The organism is Isoptericola sp. NPDC057191, assembly GCF_042670225.1.
In the GTDB taxonomy this organism is placed as follows: Bacteria; Actinomycetota; Actinomycetes; order Actinomycetales; family Cellulomonadaceae; genus Isoptericola.
This window is the reverse complement of the sequence record NZ_JBHUWC010000007.1, coordinates 46,421-60,438: the sequence shown is the minus strand read 5'-3', so window position 1 is coordinate 60,438 and position 14,018 is coordinate 46,421. Positions and strand designations below refer to the sequence as shown.

Sequence of the window (14,018 nt, the reverse complement as noted above, 5' to 3'; positions counted from 1 at the left end):
CCGTGCGTCATGAACTACCTCGGCGCGGTTCGCACTACCTCGGCAGCTTTCGGGTGGTGGTGCGGCCCGGCGCGGCAAGTACGCTGTGCGGCGGCAATCTTCACCGGACGTTCACGGGCGAGCATCCACGGTGAGCACGGCGGCCCATTTCTGGGCCCGACGGACGGAGCACCATGAGCCTCGGCTGGACCAAGCACGGCGACGGCAAGCACGTCGGCCCCGGCGACGTCGTCGCCCCCGAGCAGCGGCTGAGCTGGCCGCGCACCATCGGCATCGGGATGCAGCACGTGGTGGCCATGTTCGGCTCCACGTTCATCGTGCCGGTGCTCACCGGCTTCTCGCCCGCGACGACGCTCTTCTTCTCGGCGATCGGCACGGCGCTGTTCCTGCTGGTCACGCGGAACCGGCTCCCCAGCTACCTGGGCTCCAGCTTCGCGTTCATCGCGCCGATCACCGCGGCGACGGCGTCGCACGGCGAGTCCGTCGCCGTCGGCGGCATCCTGGTCACCGGCCTCGTGCTGGCCGCGATCGGCGTCCTGGTGCACTTCGCCGGCGCCCGCTGGATCGACGTCGTCATGCCGCCGGTGGTCACCGGCACGATCGTCGCGCTCATCGGGCTGAACCTTGCGCCTGCGGCGTGGGGCTCGTGCAGCGAGTCGGTCGTCGACGGCGAGATCGTGCAGGCCTGCGACAGCGGGTTCCGCGCCGCACCCGTGACGGCGACCATCACACTCGTCGCGATCATCCTCGTGACGGTGCTGTTCCGCGGCATCCTCGGCCGCCTGTCGATCCTCGTGGGCGTGATCATCGGCTACGTCGTGGCGACGATCCGCGGCGAGGTGGACTTCACGACCGTCCGCGAGGCGGGATGGTTCGGCTTCCCGCACTTCGTCACGCCGTCGTTCGACCCGGCGGTGCTGGGGCTGTTCGTTCCGGTCGTGCTGGTGCTGATCGCGGAGAACGTCGGCCACGTGAAGTCGGTGGCGGCGATGACCGGCCGCAACCTCGACGACCTCACCGGCCGGGCGCTGTTCAGCGACGGTCTGGCGACGACGCTCGCGGGCGTCGGCGGCGGCTCCGGCACCACGACGTACGCGGAGAACATCGGCGTCATGGCGGCGACCCGCGTGTACTCGACGGCGGCGTACTGGGTGGCTGCGGTGACCGCGCTCCTGCTGTCGATGTCGCCCAAGTTCGGTGCGCTCATCGCGACCATCCCGGCGGGTGTGCTGGGCGGCGCGACGACGATGCTCTACGGCATGATCGGCATCCTCGGCGCGCGCATCTGGGTGCAGGGCAAGGTCGACTTCGGCAACCCGGTGAACCTCACCACCGCGGCGGTGCCGCTGATCGTCGGCATCGCGAACTTCACGTGGGTGGTCGGCGACCTGTCCTTCGAGGGCATCGCGCTGGGCACGGCGTCGGCGCTGGTCATCTTCCACGGCATGCGCGCCGTGGCCCGCTGGCGCGGGACCAGCCAGGAGCCGGCCTCGCCCGCCTCGGCTCCCGCGGCGGCGTCGCCGGTCGACTGACGAGGGCGCGCTCGCCGCGGGGTCAGCCCTGCTTCTTGATGGTCTCCTGCTTGATGGGCGTGATCTCGGCGGCGGGCACGCAGCCCTCGACGTCCTGCATCGGGGTGTCGGCCGTGAGGAGCACGCGGTCCTCGCTCAGCGGGGGGCTGTACTGCTCGCCGACGAGAAGGTCGATGGTCTGGCCCTTGCGGTTGTCCAGCACGAGGCGGACGTCGGGGTACTGGGCGGCGAGCGTGTAGGCCCGCGTGATGCCCTTCGTGCCGAACCGCACCTCGGACTGGTCCAGCTTGGCGAGCCAGTTGCCGCTCGTGACGACGTCGAAGCCGCGCTCGGTCAGCGCGTCGGCGTTCGCCCCCGCGAGCGGCTCGCTGCCGTCGGCGGCGTTGTAGACCCGCACCTTGACCTTCGAGTACGGCACGGGGAGCGCGCCGTCGGGCTGGCCCTTGACCTGGGGGAGGCAGGGCTCTGGCTGCGGGGCCTCGGCGACGGGCGTGTAGATGGGGCGCGAGAACGGGGAGCTGAAGGCGCCCGAGTACATCGCGGCGGCCGCCAGCGCGGCGACCAGCAGGAACACGATGATGAGCCCGAAGACGACGGCCTGACGCTCGTGCTCGCGCCTGCGGCGCGTCTCGCGGGCCGGGTCGGGGGCGGGTGATGTCACGCGAAGAAACTACCTGAGTTCGAGGGATTGTTCGTGGGAGCGCGGCGGGCTCAGCGAAGCACGAGCACGCGAGCGTGCAGCACCGGGCGCTGCTGCAGGGCGGCGCGCACGGCGCGGTGCAGGCCGTCCTCGAGGTAGAGGACGTTCTGATACTCGACGACGTGCGCGAAGAGGTCGCCGAAGAACGTCGAGTCCTCCGCCAGCAGGTGGTCGAGGTCGAGCGTGCGCTTGGTGGTGACGAGCTCGTCGAGGCGCACCTGGCGCGGGGGCACGTCCACCCAGTCCTTCGCGGTGACGTGTCCGTGGTCGGGGTAGGGACGGCCGTCCCCCACGGCCTTGAAGATCATGGCTGCCATCGTAGGGGCGGGCTCGTGACCAGGCGGGCGGTTGCCTCGCGATACGGACACGATGTCGTCACGATCCCGTCACGGTGCCCGTCGCAGCTCCAGCAGGTGGCGGGACGAGTGGGCCACGAACGGCCCGTCCGTCGTGATCCGGTCGTGCAGCGCGCGCAGCTCGGTCCGGTAGGCGTCGGAGGTGAACCCGGGCACCATCCACACGACCTTGCGCAGGAACCACACGACCGCGCCCACGTCGTGGAACTCGATCCGCAGGCGCTCCGCTCGCAGGTCGACCAGCTCGAGCCCCGCCGCGCGGGCGCCGGCCACCTCGTCCTGCGGGTCGCGGCCGCGCCGTACGTCGTCGGGCAGCGGGCCGAGGAAGTGCTCGACCAGCTCGAAGACGCTCGCCGGGCCCACGTGCTGTGCGAGATAGGTGCCGCCGGGTCGCAGCACGCGGGCGATCTCCGCCCAGCGCGGCACCACCGGGTGCCGGCTCGTGACGAGGTCGAACGCCGCGTCGGCGAACGGCAGCGGCGCGTCGTCGTCGTGCGCGACGACGGCCACGCCGCGCGGGTGCAGCCGCGCGGTCGCGGCCGCGACGTTCGGGGGCCAGCCCTCGGTGGCGACCAGCAGGCGGGGGAGCGTGGGCGCGGCGGCGAGCACCTCGCCGCCGCCGGTCTGCAGGTCGAGCGCCGCGTCGACGGTGCCGAGCCGTGCGTGCAGCAGCCGCGAGTAGCCCCAGCTCGGGCGCTCCTCCGTGGCGCGGCCCGCAAGCCAGGAGAAGTCCCAGCCCGCCATCGGCGCGGCGTCGGCCTCGGCGACGAGCTCGTCGAAGGTGCGGTCCATGGCGCCCATGCTCCGGCGGCAGCCGGGCGGCCGCCAAGGGAATTCTGGCGCGTGCGAGGCCGCACCCGTGCACATGAGGGAGTTGATCGACGAGCGCAAGGCCCGCCGCATCGCCCGATGGCGATCTTGTGCCCGTTGATCGATGGCAATTCGTCGACACGTGCACACCGACGCTGTGGGAGGCGGTCGCCGCTTCGCCACGACGTGTTGCGGGCCGGCGGCTAGGGCGTTGCGGCGGCGTCAGGTGCTGCCGAACTCTCTGGAGCGTGGGGAGTTCGGTCGGTGCGCGAGGTCCAACGGATGATGACGTAGGCCCAGGCGGCGAAGGTGGCGATTGTGACAATCGTCCACGGTAGGAGGACTGGCCAAGCGTTGCCCTCGCATTCGGGGTAGATCGTGTCGTCGATGAGTGCTTGCCCGATCACGCTCCCGCAGATGGCACCGTCGCGAGCGGTCGCTTGCCCAAGGCAGTTCCACCATGCAAAGGCCAGCAGGATGAGGGCGACGGCAGTGACAGGCCAGGCGACCGCGCGGGTGCGCCGAACGCCTCGAAGGTTGGCAATGATCAAGACGAGTGTTGTCGTCCCGACGATGAGTAGGGGCAGGGTCCACACGACGGACAGGAGAACGGCGAGATCGCTGTCGGACATCGGTACCTCCTAGCGGTGCTTGAGTGCGTACCAGACGCGCTTGGTCTTGCCCTGGTCCTTGGCGAGCTTGATCGAGGTGGTCAGGGGGATGTTGTGACGGTTGGAGCTCTTCTGGCTGATGAACGGCATGTTCGGGTAGTTCTTGTACACGCCGGTGCGGTTGCCGGTGACGACCATGACGTGGTCGATGGTGCCGTCGGCGCGGCCGTAGCACGGTGTCGGAGATGACCTGGTAGCCGGTGTCGGTCTGGCGCAGCACGTACCGGTGGGTGTCGGTCCAGGACGACTCGATCTCCTCGCTTCCCGAACCGACTGGCCCGCCTGACTCATGGATGCCGGGCATACCGGTCGAGGTGGTCGTGGTGGTGACGGCGGCATCGACGCGGACCTTGCCCGATCGGCCCAGCACCTTCACCGTGCCCGGGGTGATCGTGGTGTGCGCGTCGATGATGCTCAGCCCGGCCTGGGTGAACGTGGTGTCGACCCCGCAGGGGTGGCGGCCGCGGCAGTGGAGATACTCCCGCCCAGCAGGCAGGCACCGACCAGCCCGGCCGTGACGGTTCGTGCAGTCCTTCTCAACTCAGACCCCTTCGACCTGTTCAACGGTCCGCGGGGCCCCTCGGCTCGTTCGAGAAGCTCTGCCCTGCGGTCCGTCGACCAGGTTCCGCCCCCGTCGCGGGGTGCGACCGCCAGAACGAGACGGATTGCAAGAACTGCAAGCCCAGTTCGTCACACCGCGGTGCTGAGCCCGTCGCGTACCCCGCAGTGAATCGTGCGAGCGTCCGTCCGGTCGGCAGCCGGCCCGGGACCGGCGCGGCGGGTCGGATGAGCGGTACTGATTGAAGGGGCGACCGAGCCACGATGCTCGATGAGTCGCTTCCCGGTCCGCGCAGAGACGAGGTTGCGCGAACGACGACGGGGCCCGCACCGTGTGGTGCGGGCCCCGTCGGTTCCAGGCGGAGGATGGGGGATTCGAACCCCCGAGGGCGTGAACCCAACACGCTTTCCAAGCGTGCGCCATAGGCCGCTAGGCGAATCCTCCTGGAGCGCAGCCGGCATCGATCGCCAGCAGCCTCAGCAGGATAGCCGACACCTGCGGCTCCGTCCGAATCGCGAGGACGTGACGGTGGTCTCGGCTCTCGCTGCACCCCGGCAGGGCCGTGCCGGGGCGCGGCGCGGGTGCGAGGAGGTCCCGGCGCCGGTTTCGGGACCGGGCGGGGTCTCGGTTAGGCTGTCGGGCAGACCCCTCGTGCGGCACCATCTCGCCGAACTCCCCCAGGGCCGGAAGGCAGCAAGGGTAAGTGAGCTCTGGTGGGTGTGCGGGGGGTCCTTATTTTTGCCGGACCGTCCCAGAACGCGCGGCAGAGGAGGCCCTCGCGGCGTAGCGAGAGTGCCCCGGGTCACAGAATCCACGATGCGGACACATTTCCGTCCGGTCCCTGAGATTTGCCGGTCACCGGCTTGGTGCAGGGCCGCTGCGGATGGTCACCTTGACGGCATGTCCCGCTTCGCTCCCGCAGCACCCTCGACCGCGCGCTCCTGCCGTCGCGGCGACATGTGCTGCCCGGCGGCGACCGCGGGACGAATGTGCGTGCTCGACTGACCATCGCTCGGCCTCGCGCCTGACGGCGCCTCCCGCCGTCGCCCCGCCCCCGGCACCGCCCGGGAGCCCCGTTCTCTCGCCGCCTCGAGCTGATGGCCGTGGCTGCCGCACCCACCCCGCCTCTTTCGGCGCCGCACCCCGGCGCCTGCCCGGAAGGACGACCATGTCCCGTAGCACCCGCAACCGCCTCCTCACCGTCACCGCGATCGCCGCCGTCACCACGTTCGCCCTGTCCGCCTGCGGCGGCTCGGACGCCGCCTCGGGCGACGGCAAGGGGGACGGCAAGCTCCGTGTCGGCGTCGTCGGCGCCTCCGACGACAAGTGGGGCGTCTTCACCCAGGAGGCAGCGGCCGAAGGCCTCGACGTCGAGCTCGTGGACCTCCAGGACTACACGCAGGCCAACCCGTCCCTCTCGCAGGGCCAGCTCGACGCCAACCAGTTCCAGCACCTGCAGTTCCTCGCCGGGTACAACGTCGACGCCGACGACGACCTGACGCCCATCGGCGCCACGGCCGTCTACCCGCTGGGTCTGTACTCGTCGAAGCATGACTCGCTCGACCAGATCCCCGCCGGCGGCCAGGTCGCCGTCCCGAACGACCCGACCAACCTGGCCCGCGCGCTCCTCGTGCTCCAGGAGGCCGGTCTCATCGAGCTGAAGGACGGCGGCAGCGCCGTCTCGACCGAGGCCGACGTGCTCCCCAGCTCCAAGGTCTCCGTGACCCCGGTCTCCGCCGAGCAGACCCCGATCCAGCTCCAGTCGGTGGACGCGTCGGTCATCAACAACGACTACATCGAGGACGCCGGCCTCTCCGCCGACGACGCCCTGTTCCAGGACGACCCCGACTCCGCGGCCGCCGAGCCCTACATCAACGTGTGGGTGGCGCGGGCCGAGGACGCCGACGACCCGGACCTCCTGAAGCTCGCCGAGGTCTCGCACTCCGACGCGGTCGTGGCCGCCGAGAAGAAGGCATCCGGCGGCACCGCCGTCATCAAGAAGAACTCGCCCGAGGAGCTGCAGAAGATCCTCACCGGCCTCGAGGACGACATCCGCGCGGCCTCCTGACCCGCCACCCGGACGGGGCGCGCCACCCGCGCCCCGTCCGCGGTGCTGGGCACGACGGCGAAGGACGAGGACTGAGCAGTGAGGACGGACACGTGAGCGAGACCGAGACCGCAGGCGCGGCGCGCGCCGGCACCCCGGCGATCGAGCTGCGCGGGGTGTCGAAGATCTTCGGGGACGGCGACCGCGCCGTGCGCGCCGTGGACGACGTGTCCCTGACGGTGCACGCGGGCGAGATCTTCGGCGTCATCGGCTACTCCGGCGCGGGCAAGTCGACCCTCGTGCGCCTGGTGAACGCCCTGGAGGTCGCGACCTCCGGGACGGTCGTCGTCGAGGGCACCGACCTCTCGGGGCTGCCCGAGCGGCGGCTGCGCGGGGTGCGCGCCCGCATCGGCATGATCTTCCAGCAGTTCAACCTGCTGACCTCGCGCACCGTCGCGGGCAACGTGGCCTACCCCCTCAAGGTGGCGCGCTGGCCGCGGGAGGAGCGCGCGGCGCGGGTCGCCGAGCTGCTGGAGTTCGTCGGCCTGGCCGACAAGGCCAAGGCCTACCCGCGTCAGCTCTCCGGCGGCCAGAAGCAGCGGGTCGGCATCGCGCGCGCCCTCGCGACGTCGCCGACCATCCTTCTCGCCGACGAGTCGACGTCGGCCCTGGACCCCGAGACCACCCGGGACGTGCTGGCGCTGCTGCGGCGCGTCAACGCCGAGCTCGGCATCACCATCGTCGTCATCACGCACGAGATGGAGGTCGTGCGCTCCATCTGCGACCGGGTGGCCGTCATGGAGCGCGGCAAGGTCGTGGAGGTCGGCGACGTGTACGACGTCTTCTCCGCCCCGCGGGCCGACGCCGCCCAGCGCTTCGTCGGCACCGCGATGCACGACCGGCCGTCGCCCGACGCCCTCGCCCGGCTGCGCGAGCGGCACCCGGGCCGCCTCGTCACCGTGGGCGTGCGCGAGGGCGCGAGCACCGGCACCGACCTCTTTCGCTTGCTGCGCGAGCACGAGGTGGACGGCGCCGTCGTCTTCGGCGGCATCAGCGAGGTGGGGGAGCGGCCCTTCGGGTCGCTCACCGTCGAGCTCGTCGCCCCCGACGAGCGGGTCGCCGCGTTCCTCGCGGCGCTGCGCACCCGTGCCGACGTCGTCGACCTCGGCACCGCCGCCCGCCCGCTCGACGACCCACGATCAGCTCTCGCCGAGGGAGGCACCCGATGAACCGCGACTGGGACACCCTCTGGCCGCTCCTGTGGGAGGCGTTCGGCCAGACCCTGCAGATGGTCACCGTGGCGATGCTCACCGGCGGCCTCGCCGGGCTGGCGCTGGGGCTGGCGCTCTACGTCACGCGGCCGGGCAACCTCATGGCGAACCGGGCCGTGTTCGGCGTGCTCAACGTGCTCGTCAACATCGTGCGGCCGATCCCGTTCATCATCTTCGTCACGCTGCTCGGGCCGGTGACGCTGCAGGTCGTCGGCACGACGCTGGGCACCGCGGCGTTCATCTTCCCGCTGTCCGTGATGACGGCGTTCGGCACCTCCCGCATCGTCGAGCAGAACCTCGTCGGCATCGACCCCGGCGTCGTGGAGGCGGCCCGGGCGATGGGCGCGTCGTCGTGGCGGATCATCACCACCGTCCTCGTGCCCGAGGCGCTGGCGCCGCTGATCCTGGGGTACACGTTCCTGTTCATCGCGGTGCTCGACATGTCCGCGATCGCCGGCCTCATCGGTGGTGGCGGCCTGGGTGACTTCGCGCTGCGGTACGGCTACCAGCGGTACAACTGGATGGTCGTCGTCGTCACCGTCGCGGTGATCATCGTGATCGTGCAGGTCGTGCAGTGGCTGGGGAACCTCCTGGCGCGCAAGGTGCTGCACCGCTGAGCTCCCCTCGGGTCAGACGTCCGTGAGGCGGCGCCACTGTGCGGCGACGAGCACCGCCGCGGCGGGTGCCACGACCGCGGTCAGGGCCAGCGCGGCCCCGCCGACGTCCGCCGCAGCCTCGGGCCCGCCGGTGCCGGTCCACAGGGACGGGACGGCGTAGGGGAACCAGGCGCCCGCTCCCACCAGCACGACGACTTGCGTCAGCGCCACGACCCCGATCAGCGCGCCGACCGTGGCGAGGGGGCTGCGCGTCGCCGTCGCGACCGCGGCGAACGGGAGGCTGAGCCCGGTCCCGAGCAGGCCGGCGCCGAGGGCTCGGCCGGCGGCCGCCCAGGCGTCCGGGCCGAAGGGTGCGGACGTCGAGGCGGCGGCGAGGGCCGACGTCGCCACGGTGAGCACGGTCGTCGCGACGACGCACGCCGCCAGCCAACCCGCCACGACCAGCACCCGCGCGAGCGCCAGGGTGCCGCGCGGCGTCGCGAGGCCGAAGTACGCGCCCGCGCGCCCGTCGGCCAGCGGCTGGCCGAAGGTGGCGGCCACGGCGAACCCGCCGGCCATGAGCACCGCGACGGAGAGGATCTGGCCGGCGACGACGAGGTGGGTCGTGGCGAGGTCGCCGGTGGCGTAGTCGGCGAGCTTGGCGGCGCCCGCTCCCTGCACCGCGCCCGACCGTGCCAGCGCGGTCAGCCCGACCGACGCGAGCGGGACCAGCGCGACCAGCAGCGGTGTCGCGAGCCGCTGCACGGTGGCGCGACGCCACGCGAGGAGCTCGACGAGCAGGGCGGTGCGCAGCGCGGTCACGCGTGCCTCCGAGGGTCGGCCTGAGGGTCGGTCTGAGGGTCGGCCAGGGGTTCGGCCGCGACGTCGGCCGCGAGGACGAGGTCGAAGAACCGGCGCTCGAGCTCGGCCCCGCCAGGGGCGAGCGTCCCGACGACGCGCCCGCCGTGCACCGCGAGCACGCGGTCCGCGACGCGCGCCACCTCGTCGAGGTGGTGGCTCGACACCAGGACCGCGGCCCCGCTCGCGGCGCGCTCCCGGACCAGCGCGCGCACGAGCACGACCCCCCGCGGGTCCAGGGCCGAGGTGGGCTCGTCCAGGACGAGGGCGTCGGGCGCGTGGACGACGGCGCACCCGACGGCGAGGCGCTGCGCGTTGCCGAGGGACAGGGCGCGGGCGCGGGCGTCGGCCCAGGGGGTGAGGTCGAGGCGGTCCGCGACGGCGACCACCGCGTCGTCGACCGCGTCGCGGGCCAGCCCGTGCAGGAGGGCCGCGACCCGGAGGTTCTCGACGACGGTGAGGGCGGGGTCCACCAGCGCGGCGCCGACGACGTGGCCGAACCGGCGGGCGGCGGCCACGGGCAGCCGTGCCGGGTCGTGACCCAGCACCCGGGCGGCACCGGCTGCGGGCCGCAGGCGGCCCGTGAGCACGCGCAGCGCCGTCGTCTTCCCCGCTCCGTTGAGCCCGATCATGGCCACCACCTCGCCGGGCGCCACGGTGACGGACAGGCCGGTGAGCGCCCGCCTCCCGCCGAAGGCGTGGTGGACGTCGCGGAGCGCGAGGGCGGGAAGCGGGTCAGGCATCGTCGTCACCCGGCGCGAGCAGCCGGAGCGCGCGGGCGACGGTGTCGGCGACCGTCGTCGCGGGGTCGGCGGGCGCGAGGAGCGCCGCGGTGCACGCGCCCAGGCACGCGGCCGCGGCGACGGTCGCGTCGAAGCGAGGGACGCCGTCGGCGACCAGGCGGTCGGCGACCGCGCGCTCGGTGGCCGCGGTCGCGCCGACGGCCGCCGCCCGCAGCCTCGGCGTCCGCGCGACCAGCGCGACCCGCCGCTGCGCCGTGGTGTCCTCGGTGGGCGCGACGTCGCGGAGGGCCGCGAGCATGCCTCGCCGGACGCGCTCGACGGGCGGCAGGTCTGCCGGTTGGGCGCCGACGGCCTCCGCGATGAGCGGGTCGTACGGGTCGGAGACCAGCAGGGCGTCCTTCGTGGGGAAGTGTCGGAACAGGGTCATCTGCGTGACTCCGGCGGCGTCGGCGATCTGCGCGGTCGTCGTGGCGTCGTAACCCTGCCGCTCGAAGAGGTCCAGGGCGTGGGAGACGAGGCGGTCGCGCGTACGTCGCGCCCGCGGGGTGACGAGCACGGGGCCGTCGGCGGTCATGAAGCCACCGTACACCTGAATGTGAGTGACTCACTTTTCGCCCTGTGCAGCGGCCTCGTCCGTGTCGGCTGGGGCGTCTAGGGTTGGCGGGGTGACCACCGCTCTGTACCGCCGCTACCGGCCCGAGACGTTCGCCGAGGTGATCGGCCAGGAGCACGTCACCGCACCGCTCATGCAGGCCCTGCGCAGCGGGCGCGTCAACCACGCGTACCTCTTCTCCGGCCCGCGCGGCTGCGGCAAGACGACGTCGGCGCGCATCCTCGCGCGGACGCTCAACTGCGCCCGCAACACGCCGGAGACCCCCATCGACACCCCGTGCGGCGAGTGCCCGTCGTGCGTCGAGCTGGCGCGCGGCGGCCCCGGCTCGCTCGACGTCGTGGAGATCGACGCGGCCAGCCACAACGGCGTCGACGACGCGCGCGACCTGCGCGAGCGGGCCACGTTCGCCCCCGCGCGCGACCGGTACAAGATCTTCATCCTCGACGAGGCGCACATGGTGACGCCGCAGGGCTTCAACGCCCTGCTCAAGATCGTCGAGGAGCCGCCGCCCCACGTGAAGTTCGTCTTCGCGACGACCGAGCCGGACAAGGTGATCGGCACCATCCGCTCGCGCACCCACCACTACCCGTTCCGGCTCGTGCCGCCGGACGTGCTAGGCCCGTACCTCGAGCAGCTCACCGCCGCCGAGGGGATCGAGCTGGGCGGGGGCGTCGTGCCGCTGGTCACCCGCGCCGGCGGCGGCTCCGTGCGCGACAGCCTCTCCGTGCTCGACCAGCTCATCGCCGGTGCGACCGGCGGCACCGTGGAGTACGACACCGCGGTCGGTCTGCTCGGCTTCACCCACGCCACGCTGCTCGACGACGTCATCGACGCTCTCGCCGCGAGCGACGGCGCGTCCATCTTCCGCGTGGTCGACCAGGTGATCTCCACCGGGCACGAGCCCCGGCGGTTCGTGGAGGACGTGCTGGAGCGGCTGCGCGACCTCATCGTCATCGGCGTCTCCGGTGACGCCGCCGAGGCCGTGCTCCGTGGGCTGCCCGCCGACCAGCTCGAGCGGATGCGCACCCAGGCCGGGCGCCTCGGCGTGGCCGAGCTGTCGCGCGCGGCCGACCTCGTGAACGCCGCGCTCACCGAGATGACCGGCGCCACCTCCCCGCGGCTGCACCTCGAGCTGCTCTGCGCACGGCTGCTGCTCCCCGGGGCGGACGACGGCGCGGAGGGTCTCGCGGCCCGGATCGACCGCCTCGAGCGCGGAGTCATCGGCAGCGCGCCCGTGCGGTCCGCGCCCGCCGCGACGGGTGACCGTGGGCCCGCGACGGACGCGCCCCCGGCGGCTGCGCCTGCGGCCGGTGGCCTGAGCGGTGCCGCCGCCGCGCGTGCCGCTCTGCAGGCGAGCCGTCGCCCCGCCGACTCCGCCGACTCCGCCGAGCAGGCTGAGACGGCGGTGCCCGCCGCAGCGGCCGCGCCTGCCGCAGCGGTGCCGGAGCGTGCCGGGTCCGACGCGTCCGCCGCGTCGGGGCTCGCGTCCGGACCGGCGGGCTCGGGCGAGGCGCCCCAGGACGGCGACGCCGACACCCGGGCGGAAGACGCTACGCCCCTGGCCTCCGAGGTTGTGGACCCCGAGCCGCCGGTCGCCGGCGTCGAGGACCTCCGCACGGTGGACGCTGAGCCGGACGTCGCGGAGCCCGACGATGCGGCGACGGACGACGCGGCGACGGACGACGCAGAGCCCGTCGGCGCAGAGCCGGTCGCTGCTGAGCCCGTCGACGCTGAGCCCGTCAACCCTGTCCCCGTCAACCCTGAGCAAGTCGCTGCAGAGGCGGACGACGCAGCGCCGGTGGACGCGCAGCCGGTCAGCGTGGCCGCCGTCGAGCCCCCCGTCGCCGGCGGGGCGCCGGGCGCGACCGCGGAGATGGTCCGCCGACGCTGGGACGAGGTGGTCGCGAACATCGGGAGCCCGGTGACTCGTGCGCTCGTCGGCCCGAACGCCCAGGTCGCGTCGCTCGAAGGCGGGCTGCTGCGACTCGGCTTCGCCGCCCCCGGCATGGCACGGACGTTCTCGCAGCCCCGGCACGTGGACGCCGTGAGCGAGTCGGTCTACCAGACGCTCGGTGTCCAGGTGCGGGTCGAGGCCACCGTCGACGAAGGGCGGTCCGGTGGCGGGTCCGCGCCCTCCGGAGGCGACCCCGGCGGCCCGCCGCCCGAAGACCCCGACCCGGAACCCGCTCCGAGCGCCGACGACTCCGCCGGGCGGTCCGGGTTCTCGCGCGCGTCCGGCAACCGCCCGGGCGGCGATCGCCCCGCGGGTACCGGGCCGACGGGATTCGGTGCCGGGAGCCACGGTCCTGGGGGCCGCAGTTCTGGGGGCCACGGAGCTTCCGGCTCCGCACCGACCGCTGGTGGCAATGGCAATGGCAGTGGTGGGTGGCCGGAGGTGCCGGCGCCCGGAGCCGGCCAGGGGCGTCCGTCCGCGCCTGTCGCCGCGACCCCGGTCGCGACCGTCGCGGCGGCCACGGTGGCGGCGGCCGGTCCGCAGTCGCCCGGCACCTCCGGCGCGACAGCTGCCGGCGTCGCCCTCGCTGAGCGCCCGACGGAGTCGCAGCGCGACGCGTCCCCTGAGCTCGCATCCTCTGAGGCCGCATCTGCGGAGCCCACATCTGCGGAGCCCGCATCTTCGGAGGCCGTGGTCCCTCAGGGGCGTGCGGCCGCGCCGGCGCGCACGGCGGCGGAGGACGCTGACGCCGCCTGGCTGGCGGGCGCGTCCACCGCTGCCGCCGCGCCGCGGCGCGCCACCGGGTCCAGCGCCCCCGCCGTCGAGACGGTGCCGCCGTCCGGCTCCCGGGCCGGCGACCCGTCGTCGTGGACGCAGGAGGTCCGGGCACCCGCGCCGTCCGCGCCGTCCGCGCCAGGTCCGGCCGAGCCGAACCGGTCCGCCGCCGCTCCGTCCGGCCCCGCACCGTCGGCGTCGGCGACGGCTCAGGCTGCCGCCACCCCGTCAGTGGCACCGCCGTCTCCGGCCGCCCCGCCGCCGACCGTACCGGCACCGACCACCTCGCCGGCTGGTGCGCCTGCCGGCTCGCCCGTCCGCGAGACGCCGCGGCAGGCAGCCGAGCGGCGCGTGCGCGAGGCGCAGCAGGCCGAGGCTCGACCCGCCTGGGGCGGGTCGTCCGGCCCGGGCGGGATGGACGACGAGCCGTCCGCCGACGACCCCGACATCACGTCGACCGGACTGGTCGGCGTGCAGCTGGTGGTCCAGGTGCTGGGCGGCAAGGTCATCGAGGAGATCGCGGAGCAGCCCTGA

Annotated in this window: 13 protein-coding genes, 1 tRNA gene and 1 other RNA gene; 6 read left to right on the top strand and 9 right to left on the bottom strand. The window is 73.4% G+C overall.

Annotated features, from left to right (window positions below; genetic code table 11):
• Positions 1 to 173 precede the first annotated feature (173 nt).
• Positions 174 to 1,532, top strand: a complete 1,359-nt coding sequence (locus tag ACFT55_RS02760; RefSeq protein WP_380241138.1) for a uracil-xanthine permease family protein — start codon at positions 174 to 176, stop codon at positions 1,530 to 1,532.
• 22 nt (positions 1,533 to 1,554) lie between these two features.
• Here the strand turns inward: ACFT55_RS02760 and ACFT55_RS02755 are convergent, their stop codons facing one another.
• The 6 genes from ACFT55_RS02755 to ACFT55_RS02730 form a co-directional block, all read right to left on the bottom strand.
• Positions 1,555 to 2,193, bottom strand: a complete 639-nt coding sequence (locus ACFT55_RS02755) for a LytR C-terminal domain-containing protein (protein ID WP_380241140.1) — start codon at positions 2,191 to 2,193, stop codon at positions 1,555 to 1,557.
• 50 nt (positions 2,194 to 2,243) lie between these two features.
• Positions 2,244 to 2,540, bottom strand: coding sequence for a type II toxin-antitoxin system VapB family antitoxin (locus ACFT55_RS02750; protein WP_380241142.1), 297 nt, complete (start codon positions 2,538 to 2,540; stop codon positions 2,244 to 2,246).
• Positions 2,541 to 2,618: 78 nt separating this feature from the next.
• The gene (locus tag ACFT55_RS02745) at positions 2,619 to 3,380 is read right to left on the bottom strand and encodes a class I SAM-dependent methyltransferase (RefSeq protein WP_380241144.1); all 762 of its coding nucleotides are present in this window, start codon (positions 3,378 to 3,380) and stop codon (positions 2,619 to 2,621) included.
• Between the two features lie 221 nt (positions 3,381 to 3,601).
• A complete protein-coding gene (locus tag ACFT55_RS02740) occupies positions 3,602 to 4,030 on the bottom strand; it encodes a hypothetical protein (RefSeq protein WP_380241146.1) in 429 nt (142 codons plus the stop codon).
• A 9-nt stretch (positions 4,031 to 4,039) separates the two neighbouring features.
• Positions 4,040 to 4,207: a hypothetical protein gene (locus ACFT55_RS02735; protein WP_380241148.1), complete on the bottom strand. Its 168-nt coding sequence runs from the start codon at positions 4,205 to 4,207 to the stop codon at positions 4,040 to 4,042.
• A gap of 780 nt (positions 4,208 to 4,987) precedes the next feature.
• Positions 4,988 to 5,072 (bottom strand) — tRNA-Ser (locus tag ACFT55_RS02730).
• A 196-nt stretch (positions 5,073 to 5,268) separates the two neighbouring features.
• Here ACFT55_RS02730 and ffs point away from each other — a divergent pair.
• The 4 genes from ffs to ACFT55_RS02710 all read left to right on the top strand — a co-directional run bounded on the left by ffs (position 5,269) and on the right by ACFT55_RS02710 (position 8,563).
• Positions 5,269 to 5,365, top strand: an RNA gene (gene ffs / locus ACFT55_RS02725) — signal recognition particle sRNA small type.
• A gap of 431 nt (positions 5,366 to 5,796) precedes the next feature.
• Entirely contained in the window at positions 5,797 to 6,696 is a 900-nt protein-coding gene (locus tag ACFT55_RS02720) for a MetQ/NlpA family ABC transporter substrate-binding protein (RefSeq protein ID WP_380241150.1), read from the top strand.
• A 92-nt stretch (positions 6,697 to 6,788) separates the two neighbouring features.
• Positions 6,789 to 7,904: a methionine ABC transporter ATP-binding protein gene (locus tag ACFT55_RS02715; RefSeq protein ID WP_380241152.1), complete on the top strand. Its 1,116-nt coding sequence runs from the start codon at positions 6,789 to 6,791 to the stop codon at positions 7,902 to 7,904.
• Positions 7,901 to 8,563, top strand: coding sequence for a methionine ABC transporter permease (locus ACFT55_RS02710; protein ID WP_380241154.1), 663 nt, complete (start codon positions 7,901 to 7,903; stop codon positions 8,561 to 8,563). The genes ACFT55_RS02715 and ACFT55_RS02710 overlap by 4 nt, the downstream gene beginning before the upstream one ends.
• 12 nt (positions 8,564 to 8,575) lie before the next feature.
• Here ACFT55_RS02710 and ACFT55_RS02705 read toward each other — a convergent pair whose 3' ends face one another.
• The 3 genes from ACFT55_RS02705 to ACFT55_RS02695 are packed head-to-tail and all read right to left on the bottom strand — an operon-like array spanning position 8,576 to position 10,717.
• Positions 8,576 to 9,364 (bottom strand): hypothetical protein, encoded by a 789-nt coding sequence (locus tag ACFT55_RS02705; RefSeq protein ID WP_380241156.1) that lies wholly within the window; start codon positions 9,362 to 9,364, stop codon positions 8,576 to 8,578.
• Entirely contained in the window at positions 9,361 to 10,143 is a 783-nt protein-coding gene (locus tag ACFT55_RS02700; protein WP_380241158.1) for an ABC transporter ATP-binding protein, read from the bottom strand. The genes ACFT55_RS02705 and ACFT55_RS02700 overlap by 4 nt, the downstream gene beginning before the upstream one ends.
• Entirely contained in the window at positions 10,136 to 10,717 is a 582-nt protein-coding gene (locus ACFT55_RS02695) for a TetR/AcrR family transcriptional regulator (protein ID WP_380241160.1), read from the bottom strand. The genes ACFT55_RS02700 and ACFT55_RS02695 overlap by 8 nt, the downstream gene beginning before the upstream one ends.
• A gap of 91 nt (positions 10,718 to 10,808) precedes the next feature.
• Between ACFT55_RS02695 and ACFT55_RS02690 the strand changes: the two genes are divergently transcribed.
• Positions 10,809 to 14,018 carry a DNA polymerase III subunit gamma and tau gene (locus ACFT55_RS02690; RefSeq protein ID WP_380241162.1) on the top strand — a complete coding sequence of 1,070 codons (3,210 nt, stop codon included), beginning with the start codon at positions 10,809 to 10,811 and terminating at the stop codon, positions 14,016 to 14,018.